At 40.5% G+C, this 13664-nt stretch carries 14 protein-coding genes; 1 reads left to right on the forward strand and 13 read right to left on the reverse strand.

Annotated elements, in window-relative coordinates; genetic code table 11:
* Positions 1–152: 152 nt before the first annotated feature.
* From rsmA to metG, 8 genes are all read right to left on the reverse strand, one after another.
* Positions 153–977 (reverse strand): 16S rRNA (adenine(1518)-N(6)/adenine(1519)-N(6))-dimethyltransferase RsmA, encoded by an 825-nt coding sequence (gene rsmA / locus BLS16_RS06865; RefSeq protein ID WP_092331568.1) that lies wholly within the window; start codon positions 975–977, stop codon positions 153–155.
* Entirely contained in the window at positions 961–1509 is a 549-nt protein-coding gene (gene rnmV, locus BLS16_RS06870; protein WP_092331570.1) for a ribonuclease M5, read from the reverse strand. The genes rsmA and rnmV overlap by 17 nt, the downstream gene beginning before the upstream one ends.
* Positions 1510–1608: 99 nt before the next feature.
* Complete coding sequence (locus tag BLS16_RS06875; protein ID WP_092331573.1) at positions 1609–2775, reverse strand: glycosyl hydrolase family 18 protein; 1167 nt, start codon at positions 2773–2775, stop codon at positions 1609–1611.
* A 108-nt stretch (positions 2776–2883) separates the two neighbouring features.
* Complete coding sequence (locus tag BLS16_RS06880) at positions 2884–3591, reverse strand: N-acetylmuramoyl-L-alanine amidase family protein (RefSeq protein ID WP_092331575.1); 708 nt, start codon at positions 3589–3591, stop codon at positions 2884–2886.
* Positions 3592–3753: 162 nt separating this feature from the next.
* The gene (locus BLS16_RS06885; protein ID WP_092331578.1) at positions 3754–4929 is read right to left on the reverse strand and encodes a resuscitation-promoting factor; all 1176 of its coding nucleotides are present in this window, start codon (positions 4927–4929) and stop codon (positions 3754–3756) included.
* Between the two features lie 73 nt (positions 4930–5002).
* Positions 5003–5962 (reverse strand): 3D domain-containing protein, encoded by a 960-nt coding sequence (locus BLS16_RS06890; RefSeq protein ID WP_092331580.1) that lies wholly within the window; start codon positions 5960–5962, stop codon positions 5003–5005.
* 52 nt (positions 5963–6014) lie between these two features.
* Entirely contained in the window at positions 6015–6791 is a 777-nt protein-coding gene (locus BLS16_RS06895; protein ID WP_092331583.1) for a TatD family hydrolase, read from the reverse strand.
* Entirely contained in the window at positions 6788–8737 is a 1950-nt protein-coding gene (gene metG, locus BLS16_RS06900) for a methionine--tRNA ligase (RefSeq protein ID WP_092331586.1), read from the reverse strand. The genes BLS16_RS06895 and metG overlap by 4 nt, the downstream gene beginning before the upstream one ends.
* A gap of 226 nt (positions 8738–8963) precedes the next feature.
* On the opposite strand from metG, the gene BLS16_RS06905 reads away from it, so the two are divergent.
* On the forward strand, positions 8964–9242 hold the full coding sequence (locus tag BLS16_RS06905; protein ID WP_092331588.1) for an AbrB/MazE/SpoVT family DNA-binding domain-containing protein: 279 nt from the start codon (positions 8964–8966) through the stop codon (positions 9240–9242).
* A gap of 93 nt (positions 9243–9335) precedes the next feature.
* On the opposite strand, the gene rsmI is transcribed toward BLS16_RS06905, so the two are convergent.
* Genes rsmI through BLS16_RS06930 form a run of 5 tightly spaced genes read right to left on the reverse strand, consistent with a single transcriptional unit; the run spans position 9336 to position 13650 of the window.
* A complete protein-coding gene (gene rsmI / locus BLS16_RS06910) occupies positions 9336–10181 on the reverse strand; it encodes a 16S rRNA (cytidine(1402)-2'-O)-methyltransferase (protein ID WP_092331591.1) in 846 nt (281 codons plus the stop codon).
* Between the two features lie 36 nt (positions 10182–10217).
* Positions 10218–10523 (reverse strand): initiation-control protein YabA, encoded by a 306-nt coding sequence (locus tag BLS16_RS06915; RefSeq protein ID WP_014901066.1) that lies wholly within the window; start codon positions 10521–10523, stop codon positions 10218–10220.
* Positions 10520–11332, reverse strand: a complete 813-nt coding sequence (locus tag BLS16_RS06920) for a PSP1 domain-containing protein (RefSeq protein ID WP_092331594.1) — start codon at positions 11330–11332, stop codon at positions 10520–10522. Before BLS16_RS06920 ends, BLS16_RS06915 begins: the two co-directional genes overlap by 4 nt.
* On the reverse strand, positions 11325–12203 hold the full coding sequence (locus tag BLS16_RS06925; RefSeq protein WP_092331596.1) for a DNA polymerase III subunit: 879 nt from the start codon (positions 12201–12203) through the stop codon (positions 11325–11327). The genes BLS16_RS06920 and BLS16_RS06925 overlap by 8 nt, the downstream gene beginning before the upstream one ends.
* 28 nt (positions 12204–12231) lie before the next feature.
* The gene (locus BLS16_RS06930; protein ID WP_092331599.1) at positions 12232–13650 is read right to left on the reverse strand and encodes an aminotransferase class I/II-fold pyridoxal phosphate-dependent enzyme; all 1419 of its coding nucleotides are present in this window, start codon (positions 13648–13650) and stop codon (positions 12232–12234) included.
* Positions 13651–13664 lie beyond the last annotated feature (14 nt).

Here is a 13664-nt window from a genome sequence, read left to right on the forward strand (position 1 = left end):
CTTTTTTATAGTTTTGGATTTTTTTTCTGTTTTATGCCCTCAAAATCAAATATTTTTGGCTTATAAATAATAAAAAGCCCTCCACACGGAGAGCTTTGTTCAATCCTACTTGTCTATAACCCATACATCCCTTTGACTACTAATCTCTATTTTTAAATAAAGGACTTAGTTAATACTATAAATTCCTCAATACTCAGTGACTCTGCTCGTCTGCCGTCTGAAATCCCCGCACACTGCATGCGTTCGATGACTTCCTCCTTTTTTAGGCCTAACCCACCGGCCAATGAGTTCCCTAGAGTTTTTCTTCGTTGACTGAAGGCAGCTTTAACAACTCGGAAGAAGTCTTTCTTATCAACATCAAATCCTGGATAAGGGCGGAGGTCTAACCTAATTACTGCAGAATCTACTTTAGGGACAGGCCAGAAAGAATTAGCTGAAACATCCATGATTTTTGTAACATTGGCTGATATCTGGACTGCAATAGATAAAATTCCATATATTTTAGTGCCTGGCCGAGCATTAATCCGATCAGCAACCTCTTTTTGAACCATGATCGTCATCCCACTTAAAAGGTCAGCTTGCTCTAAAAAATGCATGATTAGTGGACTGGTAATGTAGTAGGGTAAATTCCCTATCAAATACCCCATTCTATCACCCCATAAATCCCTTAAATTAACCTTTAAGGCATCTTGGTGAACAATTTCCACAGAGTGCTCCTTAAGTTCTTTGTATAAAAGATTTATTTTCTGTTGGTCTAACTCTATTGCCCACATCTGCGGTACTCTTGGCGCTAATTTACGAGTTAACACTCCCAGGCCAGGCCCAATTTCAACTAAAGGAATATCTGTTTGTAATAGACTTGCAGCAACAATTTCTTCAATTACTTCATCATTTATTAAAAAATTCTGGCCCATGGATTTCAAAGCTCGTGCCCCATGCTTTACCAGACGTTGAGTATATTCAGCGGCGCTCTCCATGTTGCACCTCCTTCAGTACTTGAAAAAACTCCTGTCGAGAAATTCCAAACCTGTTTAATCGATGGAGAAATTGTTTTGCATTACAATCTCCAATTCCTAACTTACGACCAAGTTCAAAGCGACATTCTTTAGCATGCCCGGTTCCTGCAAGACCAACTTGTATTAAATCCTCTATACTAAATTGACCAATTTCAAACTGCTCTTGCCGGATCTGCGCAAAGGCACGTCGAATTTCCTCCAGTGCTGCGTTCTCAACCCCAATATCCCCTTGCTTAGTTGCGACCTTTCTTGTTAAGTAAACATGCTTCGCCTTTGGTACGTGCCTTCGAATACGATTGCGGATCTGCTCCCCAACAGTATCTGGGTCAGTAAATACAATTACCCCTTGTCGATTGGCCGTTTCTGCGATGTATTCTAGTTTTTTTCTCGTAAGCCCATAACCATCAGTCCATATTATATCCACTTCACCAAGGGCTAAGCGCACTGCATGAGCGTCATTTTTCCCTTCAACAACTATAAGTTCCTTTATCATCTTGATTCCTCCGTTTTCAACTCTTATATCTTAACCGAGAATGTTAAAATACTCAAATAAAAGCCCCCACTTTTATGTGGGGGCTCAAGTTCTTCCGAATTATTTCTTTTCTTGGGTCTCTTTGTTCGTTCCGTAGGTTTTCAGAAGCTGTTCCCAAATCTGAGGATCTTCCATTCCTAAACGCCAGACGGCAACACCATGTAGTTTATACTTAAGAGCATCATCCATTTTTGCTCTTAAGCTGGCGATATTTTCAAAGTAAACTTCATGACGAATCCCATTTGCTGTGTAGGTAAATTGCGGGACTTTAGCATTCGGGTCAGTATGGATCTCTACTCCATGTTTCTTAGCCCTCTCAACAGTTTGGGCGTAAGACAGATAGTCTGGCATTGTTGGCTTATTGGTTCCCCAGTCAAAGGAGTAAACTGGCAGACCCATTACAATTTTTTCTTTAGGAATTTTTCCTACTGCAAATTTAATAACCCGATCAACCCATCCTTCCGATGCCACAGGTCCTTGAGTTGTTCCCAGCCCATGCTCATCATAAGTCATAAGAATGATTTGGTCAGCAGATTTTCCGATTGCTGCATAATCATAAGCTCCCGACCAAAGGTCAGATGGATAATCTGCAAATTTGGCAGGTATAGAAATGTTTAAAACTTTGTCCTTTGCTTGCAAGGCTTTTTTCAGTTCTGCAACAAAGGCCGAGAAATTGTCACGGTCTCCGGGAGGGGTTTTTTCAATGTCAATAGAAATACCATCCCAATTATCCTTCGTTGTCAGATTAACTAAATTTGTAACTAAGTTAGAACGCTTTCCTGGGTTTGATAACACACTATGAGCCAAATTCTCATCAAAGCCAACTGTCCCTTTTAATTTCATGTTATGCACTAAGGCATAGGCTTTGGAGCCATTCTTCTGAACCTGATCCTTTAACTTCAGATCAATGTCTCCAGTCGGAATGACTTTACCGTTTGCATCAAAGGAATACCAAAAAAACGCTACTTCATCCAACAGTTTTGCATTTTTTAATGTAGATTCTTTTGAGCTGGGTACAGGTCCTTCCTGGTCAGTATAAAAACCCATTACTACCCGCTTCTCGGGACCTAATACAGAATCACGTGTTGCTCCTGCTTCGGCTTCCGGCAATTGTGTTGTTTGCTCAGGGGCTTCCGGAGCAGCCGGTGGTTGAACATTTGTACATCCCGCCAAAGAAAGGCTTAAAACCAAGGCACTACTCGCTAATAAAGTCAGAAACCGTTTCATGCTTCACTTCAACTCCTTAATCTAGATTCGGTAACTGACTTTATCTTCCCCGCTTCAAAAAGAGGTTATGTATATAAGGATTGTACGTTAATATCCTATTCAAGCTAATTATGGAAGTTCAAAATAATTAGAAATACCTTTGGCAATTGCTCTAGATAGTTGTTCTTGATACCAAGTCTGTTGTAGCTTCTTCTGTTCTTTAACACTAGAAAGATAACCAACCTCTACAATTACAGCGGGCATACTAGTGTTTTTGATTATATAAAAATCTCCAGGTTTGGCAACCCTACGATTCATCCCATTTATTTTAATCATTTCTTGTTGTATTAATTCTGCCAATCTTTTTCCAGATTCTGATTTATAATGATAAAATGTTTCTGCACCGGAATTTTGACCTGTTTTAGTTGCATTGACATGTAGGCTTACAAATATATCCGCCTTCTCTTCCTTTGCCATTTCAATACGATGATTTAAATCAATTTGCTTCTTTGTCGTCTTTCCTTTAACTCCATCCGGAACATAATCAAGATCTTCCTCCCGTGTAAGGAAAACTTCTATACCACTTGGTTGCAACATCTCCTTAACTTTCTGGGCAATCTTAAGATTAATGGCTTTTTCATAGACACCTTGAGATGAAACTGCTCCAGGATCATACCCTCCGTGCCCAGGATCAAGCATTACTACATAACGGTTTTCAAATTGATTAATTACTGCTGCTGAGCCTTGCCAAAATACCGAGAGTACTAGTGTACCCATAACACCAATGACAAGTAAAATAGCTAGCTTTGTTCCAATAATCACCTTCGGCCATCGCATTTTAGCACTCCCCCAATTAGCGATTCTTTTTAATGATTATGTGCTGATAAATAAAGATATACTTTCTGTTCTCAACAAAAAAGAAGCCTTGGCTTGACCTAAGGCTTCTTCCCATTTATTGAAGTTGAAGTAACGGCTTAAAGTGTTATAAAAGGGCTGAATTTATTGAACATATACTGTGACGGTTCGAACTCCCCATGATAAAGCAGCTTGTTTAGAATCCATATAAAGGTCAATGCGCTCTCCACGAATTGCTCCTCCGGTATCAAGAGCTTGAGCATAACCATACCCTTCAACATAAACTGACTTTCCTAGAGGAATCACTCTGGGGTCAACTGCAATAATTCCTTTACCTACCGATGCACCGGTAGCAGTTCTCCCTCCGGGCATACAATACGCAGACGCTTTCATGACATAAGCCCGTTTAAAGCTAATGGTATTTCCCCCCCTCGAAATTGTCGTCTGTGTACCGCGGGAAACAACTTGATTTGTGGGAGGTTTCACAACCCGTTGGTTGAGTATTTCACGATCTACTTCTTTTCCATCCTCAAGTGTCAGTCTTACTGTCTGTTCTTGAAGACCGTTAGAGCCCCGACTGACTAGTCTATCCGGTAAGCCAAGGGGGTAATCAGCAGGTTGAGCAACTATTTGATAGGGGATCTCACTTTTTACGGTCTCAATAGGATGGGTAACTCGAACCACATTCAGTTGGTCATTAGGTTCCAACATATGGTCCAGAGCTAAAGAAATTCTATCTTCTGCCCCTAAGGTTATACCAAGCTTGTTGAGAGCGTCAGCCACAGTTCGTGGTGCAATATAAGTATCTATTTTTTTTCCGTCAGCACTAACTTTAATAGGGATTGATCTAAGTACTTGGATATCCATGTTATCAGTTACTGATTCCGATAATGCAACATTGACTTCATCCACATCTTTGATCTCAAGCTTATAACGTTCTGATAACTCGCTAAGAGCTTCACCTACTGTTTCTTTAGCTGTTCGGGTGTTAAAAATCTGACCATCAACTGAGAGATTAACTGGAACGCTACTTTGTACATCAACTGCCATCCCACTGGTAACTTTGGTATCTATTGAAGGACTCACAATATCTTCTGGATAAAACTCAATTTTCGACGAATGCTCAAGTGCCTGCCCTACTGTCCCATAAAGAGTTCTGATACAAACCTGTTTCCCATCTATATTGGCATTGATAGTCTTCACATTGTATAAAACCGTTATGCCTGCAACCAGTATGATACCGACCAAAGCAACTGCAATCTGAGCAATACGAGATTTCCGAACTAAGGTTACTACCTGAGTTGGATTCTTCTGAAACATTAAATCCCTCCAAAATCACTGATAACAACTTCATTTTAAGGCATAGGTGGTCACTTGTCAAAATATTTTTACATTATTTGGTATTTAAAATATGTATTCTTACTGGCTTTCGGCCCCAATCAATACATTGTCTTAGTGTTGAGAAAAAAACATCAATTTTATGGCCACGAATATTTCCGCCAGTATCGGCAGCTATTGCATATCCGTACCCTTCAACATAAACCTGACTTCCCATAGCTATTACTCTAGGATCAACTGCAATCAACCCTTCTCTCGGTTTAATACCTGTAGCTGTATTATTTCCCGTAAATGTATAGGCAGTTGCTTCAACGTTTATAGTTTTAGCAATACTCAATTTACTCAAATCCAATTCTAACTTGCCGGCTTCAAGCTTTGAGTTGTCAATAATAACCTTTTTCTTCGGAATGGGTTGAGTGTTTCGGAGAACGACTTCATTCTTTGGCTTTTTAAGTTCATAGAATGATTGAACTTGCTGATCTACAGGTTGTCCACCGATCTCAAAGGTCTTGATAACTTGACGTCTAGTGCCATTTTCCCCTTTTACCTGGATCTGGCTAGTTCCCGGTGGAATTTTCTCGGATTCAACAAATTCAGTTTTAAAGGGCAACTCCATATCAACTATTGCTATTTTACTCGTCCTTGACTCTATATCACCTGATTGTAAATTCAAGCTTCGCGATGCTGATTCATCAAGTACACTAGATTCCTGCGGGCTAAAGCCCCGAAATCCCCGGCTAATTTGCCTAGGCTTATTCAATCCTTGCTTAACTAAACTCTCACTACCTTTTTTAACTGTTTGAGTACCTTCAGGGAAGTCATTCGTTCTTACACTTTTTAAACTTATGGAATCAACTAATTGTACGGATGGTTTAAGCGTCTTCCCGCTATCCGCTTCATATAGTGATGAATACCTGGTACCTGCGGCTAATACTGCTAAACTCCCAAAGTATACGCTCAACGCCTTTGTTTTACGCCAATAATCGGAATAAGTAGTAATCGGCAAAGAATACATTTTACCCCTCCTTACAAAAAGCGTATGAAGTTTTTACAAAAAAAAGAACCTTCTAAAATGAAGGTTCTTTTAGTCTAAAGATCGTTTCCGCATTTTGCATAGTTGCAAATGCTACATCCTCAAAGCTCAAATTTCTTATTTCGGATAATTTCTGCACAATTTCCTGCACATAGGTCGGTTCGTTACGTTTTCCCCGGCGTGGCTCCGGAGTTAAATAGGGGGAATCTGTTTCTACCAACATTCTATCTAAGGGGATGCGCTTCGCCACCTCGACGGTATGGCGAGCGTTTTTATACGTAACGGGCCCAGCAAAAGACAAGTAAAATCCTAACTTCAAAAGAATATCCGCCATTTCCCATGATCCTGAGTAACAGTGAAATACTCCCCCATACTTTGGAGGATTAGCCTTAACGATTTCTAAGACATCCTGGTGGGCATCGCGATTATGGATAACAATCGGCAATCCAATTTCATTAGCGAGCTTTATCTGTTGAATAAATACCTCCTTTTGAATAGGCCGTGGAGATAAATCCCGGTAGTAATCCAGACCAATTTCACCCCAAGCCAGAACTTTTGGCTGCTTAGCAAGCTCTAGCAGCCTATTCCAGGTATCCACTGTAACATCTTGAGCGTTATGAGGATGTATTCCAATCGCTGCGTAGATAAAATTGTAGTCCTCGGTTAACTTGACAGATCGTTCCGAGGAAGGCAGATCATAGCCAACATTTGTTACCCTTGAAATCTGAGCTGACTGAATTCGAAGTAAAACTTCCTGAAAATCTTCAGCATAGCTGGGATCATCGATATGAGCATGTGTATCCCAAATCATTTTACCCGCGCCCCTCCGGGAAGTCTCTTGTTGACCGTAAGCACTTCCAAGACTTCTCCTTGTGAGGCTGCTAATATCATCCCCTGGGAGGTAATTCCTCTTAGCTTGGTAGGTTTTAGATTAGCAACTACAACGACATACTGATTGATTAAATCTTCTGCAGAATAATGTTTGGCAATACCGGAGACTATTGTACGAACTTCTCCTGCTATTTCAACTTCTAACTTCATCAGCTTATCTGTTTTTTCTACTTTTTCCGCACTTATGACTTTTCCCACACGCAAATCAATTTTAGCAAATTCATCAATACTAATTTCTTCTTTAATCGGTTCAAATTCAAGAACAGGCATTTCTAAACTTTCTGTGGGAGCGTTCTGTTTTTCATCCACCGTTTTCGTCTCCTCTGGTGTCAAATACTCGGTCATATCAATTCTTGGAAAGAGCGGTTCTCCCTTTTGTACCTTGATCCCTTCTTCTAGAATACCCCATTGATCTGCTTCTTCCCATTTGATAAGTCTTTCATCTTTGCCAAGCAGCCCGCAAATCTTAGAGGGTAAACCAGGCATAAACGGAGCTGTCAGAATTGCCATGATCCTAATACATTCTACAAAGGTGTAAAGAACGGTGTCTAAGCGTTCCCTCTGATCCTCTTGTTTAGCTAGTGACCAGGGAGCTGTCTCATCAACATACTTATTGCATCTTGCGACAAACCGCCATATTTCTTCCAGTGCACTTGCAGGATCACATTTCCTTAAGTTTTTATCGACGGCTTTTTTGACCTCCGTACTTAAAGCCTTTAATTCCAGTTCCAGAGCTTGTTCTTGACCGAGAGGAGGGACTATTCCATCTCTAAACTTAACAACCATGGCCAAGCTTCGAGATATAAAATTCCCGAAATCGTTTGCTAAATCGCTGTTTAGCCGTTCTACCACATTATCCTCCGAGTATGTCCCATCTGTTCCTACTTGCATCTCACGCAACAAAAAATAGCGAATGGCATCTGACCCATATCTTTGGATCAAGGCAAAGGAGTCTTGGACATTGCCTCGGGATTTAGAAATTTTTCCACCATCTTTAGTTAAATACCATCCATGTCCATATATTACTTTAGGCAGCGGAACATCAATTGCCATTAAAATAATTGGCCAAATAATCGCATGAAACCGCACAATATCTTTTCCCATTATATGAACATCAGCGGGCCAATAGTTTTTATAGTTTTCCCCGTCAGGGTAACCCAAGGCAGAAATATAATTAATTAAGGCATCAAGCCACACATATACCACGTGCTTGGGATCAAAGGGTACTTTAATTCCCCATTGAAATGTAGTGCGCGAAACGCAAAGATCCTCTAAACCACCTTCAATAAACTTAACCATCTCGTTCCGCCTCGAAACCGGTTGGATAAAATCAGAATGTGTATTAATATAGTCTAGCAAGGCTCCTTGATATTTAGAAAGACGAAAGAAATAGCTTTCTTCTTTCAGTAATTCAACATCTCTTCCACAATCGGCATTTGGGCACTTACCTTCATTTAATTTATTTTCCATCCAGAACGTTTCACAAGGGGTACAATACCAGCCCGAATACTCTGACTTGTAGATATCTCCTTGTTCGTATAATTTGGTGAAGATTTGTTGAACAACTTTTTGATGACGCTCCTCCGTTGTCCGGATAAAGTCGTCATTGGAAATATCTAAAGCTCTCCATAAATCTTTAAACCGTTCCACGACCCCATCAACGTAACTTTTTGTATCAGTATTGTTTGCTTCTGCAGTACGAACGATTTTCTGGGCATTCTCATCGGTTCCCGTTAAAAAGTAGACCTGATCCCCTTGCAATCTATGATAACGAGCTAAGGCATCTGCAGCAACTGTTGTATAGGCTGTTCCAATATGCGGACTTGAATTAGGATAAAAAATTGGGGTTGTTATATAGTATTTCACGCTAAGTCTCCCTCTCAAATATCTTTTTGAATTAATAATATAGAAATTAATATTTGTCAAGTCTACCCATGATTAAGAATTAATATGTAAAGTAAGGGATTTCTTGTACAGGCTAATAATACCAGCAAAAACTTTAAAAAAATGGGTTGACTTTATATGGAACGATTGGTATCATAAGTCTGTAGTTTTGTGTCGAATGTTGTTGCAAAGGAGTGGGGGAAAAATGATGAAATCAACTGGAATCGTAAGAAAAGTAGATGAACTTGGTCGTATTGTATTACCGATAGAGCTTCGCCGCACTTTAGGTATTGACGAAAAAGACGCCCTGGAAATCTATGTAGATCAAGAAAAAATTATCCTTAAAAAGTATGAGCCAGCTTGTGTATTTTGTGGTAATGCAAGCGATATCCAACTTTTCCATGGCAAAAATGTTTGCCGAGAATGTGCAGTTGCTATGGGAGAAAACGTGGCCGCTAATACTGAATCAAGTTCAAAAGCTGTTTAGGTTAGCCTATACATAGACAATCAATAGCATAAGCTCAAAATTCGAAGGCCATATGGCCTTCTTTTTTATGCTAGATTGAAAATCCGGCTTTGATTAACTATCTGTTGTTTCGTCATTCAAGAGCGCCTGATAAACGTCGGATTTCCTTACCCCATATCGCTTTGCTACTTCCTTCATAGCCTCTTTCTTACTCAATCCTTGATCTATTCGTGCTTTAACCTCTAAACACCATTCAACGGGGCCTCCGACGGGTTTTACGGGGATGTAGGGTGCAATTATTATGCAACATTCACCACGAGGTTCAGTCTCCTCAAAAGCTTCTTTAAGTTCTAGAGCAGTCCCTTTATGCACTTGCTGATGTAACTTTGTTAACTCACGGACTACCGCTGCCTGTCGATTGCCAAAAAACTCTGACATTCCCTGAAGCGTAGCTACCAAACGGTGTGGAGCCTCATAAAAGATCTGTGTTAGCGGCAGATTGGCTAATTGCTCCAGACTCTGTTTCCTTGCTGTATTTGAAGAAGGCAGAAAACCATGGAAGGCAAAGTGTTCCGTAGGCATTCCCGATAGAACCAAAGCCGTCAGAGCCGCATTAGGTCCCGGCAAGACATCAACAGGAATATTTTCGGCAAGACAAAGGTTGATAACTTCTATTCCCGGATCGGAAATACCAGGTAGACCCGCATCTGAGATCAGTGCAATTGCCTGGCCACCTTTGAGCTTTTCTACCAATTCGACAGATTGCTTCTTTTCGTTATGAGCATGATAACTTATCATGCGAGTATTAATCTGATAATGTTGTAATAGTTTTCTTGAATGACGTGTATCCTCCGCAGCAATAAGATCTACTTCCCGAAGTGTATCCAATACCCGCAGGGTGATATCTCCTAAATTTCCTATCGGAGTTGCACATACATACAATGTGCCTTTAGATAACATACCTTTGGCTCCTTGTATATTTAAGTTCTCTATCCACTAGTCTTTCCGTAAAAAGCCCATGCAAAACAAACAATCGCCCTCTAAAGGTTGCCCGAAGTGAAGGTGACAAACGTGAAACCCTTCTTGATACAGACGGACAAGATTGTCATGCGCAACCCCTTGAATGTGCTCGGCGTTAGCAATAACACGTTCTGTTTCTTTCTCCGGAAGAGTACATTCCCGCCTTAACTTAGTATTTTCATCTTCTAACGCTTGCACATAGGGCTTCAAACGGTTTACCTCTTCTAATAAGGAGCGCAATTTTTCTTCCACTTCTGTAAGTGCCTGCGTCAGTTGGCTCATACTTTTTCACTCTTTTCTTTGGGCTTTTCCCCTTTCCTGTTACGTTGCTGTTTCCCCTCCGTTTTGGGTGAATAAACACTTTCGACTCGAGGGTTTGATTCATCCTGGATTTCAATTATCTTATGTCCGGCTTGAGGATTTTGTCGCCCACAATGTTCTTTATCCTCAGGTCTGTAACAACCATTTTCATATTTTAAGCAACACATAAGACGACCGCAAATCCCAGAAATCTTGGTTGGATTTAGGGAAAGCTTTTGGTCCTTAGCCATACGAATCGAGACAGGCTCAAAATCGCCTAAGAATGAGGTACAACAAAGAATCCGTCCGCAGGAGCCAACTCCTCCTAGCATTTTTGCCTCATCCCGAACTCCAATTTGGCGAAGTTCTATTCTCGTCCTAAATATGGCGGCAAGATCCTTTACTAGTTCTCTGAAGTCAACTCGTCCTTCTGCTGTGAAGGAGAATATAATCTTATTTCCATCAAATGTATACTCCACATCTACCAGTTTCATTGGTAAATGATGTTCGGATATTTTCTTTAGGCATATTTGAAAAGCATCCTTTTCTTTAAGTCTATTTTGCTCTACAAATAATTCATCTGCCAATGTCGCCTTACGCATAACCTGCTTTAAAGGGAGCACTACTTCTTCGTCTGCAACCAGACGAGATGGAATTACTAATTCTCCAAATTCGATACCTCTTGCTGTTTCAACAATTACCTTATCAGATACAGCAAGTGTAAGATCTCCTGGGGCAAAATAATATATTTTACCTGCGTGTTTAAAGCGAACCCCTACGACCTCAATCACTGCGAACCCCTCCTTGTTGAAATAATTCTAATGCTAACACCTCAATCACTAATCTGGGATTAGCTTGTTGTCGTAGTACATCGATCGCTTTACCGATCTCTAATAATTCCAACGGACGAATGGTGTTATTCTTAATCCCTTCCTCAGCTTGTACAGCCATAACCTGTAAATATAGAAGGGCTTGGTTCTTGTCGATTGGAAAAAGCGGAAAAAGTTTCAAAAAATTTCTCTCTTCCACCGCCGTGCGAAACTTCTCTAACCAGTCTTTGATTTGCTGTAGACCATATTGCACTATTTCAGTTGCCAGATTATGATTTTTTCCGCTTAAGCGAAATGCCTGAGCTGCTTCCAATTCGTTAACCTCTCCTAAGCTACTTACCCATTTTTCTTCGGAGAGATTAGGAAAAAACACCAATTGGGCACGGCTTTGTATTGTAGGCAAAATTCCTTCGGCATTCTCAGCACACAATATAATTATAGTTCGCTCAGGTGGCTCTTCAATAACCTTTAACAGGGAATTTGCCGCCGGTAATGTTAACAAATCCGCCTGTTCTACGATAGATATCTTATAGTCCCCTTCGTAGTGCTTAAGGTATAACCTTTCTTGCCATGAAAGAACTTGTTCAATCCCAATAACCGCTTTTTGTGCTTTCAACCATGAAACTTCAGGATGGTTTCCACTAAGGATCTTACGGCAAGTTGGACATACATTGCATGGCCCTTCAGATGTACTGTTATGGCAGTTCAAAATTTGCGCCAAGCGAAGAGCTACCTCTCGCTGGTGAAGTTTACTTCCTCCATGAAACAATAAGAGATGAGCCAATCTGTTTTCCAGGGCCGCTTTTTCTAATAGAGTCAACTGTAGTTTCATGAAATCTTATTACTCCCCATCTTCATCCTTAATCCTCCTCAACTATCCAAATTGTCTGATCCCGGAAACCATCCCATCCTTGCCATCTTTTTCCTTCGGAAGCAAGCAGCGTTTTTAGAACTTCATAAGTTATTTCTTCGCCCATTACAATGACAGGAATTCCTGGTGGATAGAGTGAGATAGTTTCTCCGACAACATGACCCAAACTCTCCATAAGAGGAATTTTACGTTTAGAGGCAAAGAAAGCTTCTCTGGGGGAGAGAATTGAGGTAGGTAATGGCGGAATTAATCCCCCTTCATGTTTCAGTACCTTAGTTGCTGGGGCTAGTGAAGGTGCAAAATCTCTTAAATTTTCTAGTCCTTTGGTAAGCCATCGAATATCCTCAGGAGTGTTCCCAATCCCTAATAAAAATAGAATGTTCTCTTCGTCCCATAATTCTGGTTCAATACCGAAGATTTCTCTGAGGTATTTCACACAGTCAGGCGCAGGAATACCTAAAGGATTTGTGTTTATGACAATCTTTGACCAATCAACTGAATGAATACCAAAAGTTCCGGCATCTTTTGGATTAAGAATACGATAACAATTATCTAATTTTTTATGAAGATTATCTACTTCTTCTTTAAGATTCTCCCATCGCCACTCATCCAAAGCGAACTCTGCTGCTCGTTCTAAAGAAGAGACAAGCAAGTAGCTCGGACTTGAAGATTGTAAGAGTTCTAAACTTTGTTTTAATCGAGGGCGGCTTACTCTTGGTCCCTGAATATGTAACATTGCCGACTGAGTCAAAGAACTTAGGGTTTTATGACAACTATTCAAGACAAGATCAGCACCCAGTTTTAAGGCACTTCGAGGAAATAGCTCACTGAGATAATGTGAGCCATGAGCCTGATCAACAAGAATCGGTTTATTATAACCTAATTGTGATCTTTCAGCCAATAAACCTTCCAGATTAAAAGTTGTTCCATAATAACTTGGGTACGTGACGTGACAGCCAATAACCTCTTCCCACCTAATATGCTGCTTCCTAAGCTCCAACCCTAAAGGAAGATTAAACTCTGGATGAACTCGTGGGATTAGATAATCCGGCTTTAACCCACTTAGCACCAAGCTCGACATTACAGAACGATGAGAACTTCTTTCCACTACAATGGGTTTATCCGAATTGTCTTTTAATGCCAGAAACATTGCCTGATTGCCGGCTGTCCCACCATTAACAAGAAAAAAAGTTTCCTCCGCTCCAAAAATCTTCGCTGCTTGTTTTTGTGCCAGAGCAATAATTCCACTTGGAGAATGTAGCATATCCAGACCCGGAAGTTCAGTTAAATCGAAACTCAAAAAGTCGTAGCCATTAAAAAACTCCTGTCGACCTTTATGTCCAGGAGTATGGAAAGAGCAGTATCCTTGTTTGTGATAATGGCTCAATCCCTCTCCAAGTTCACCCACGTAACAAAAACCCT

The organism is Desulfosporosinus hippei DSM 8344 (assembly GCF_900100785.1).
GTDB lineage: Bacteria > Bacillota > Desulfitobacteriia > Desulfitobacteriales > Desulfitobacteriaceae > Desulfosporosinus > Desulfosporosinus hippei.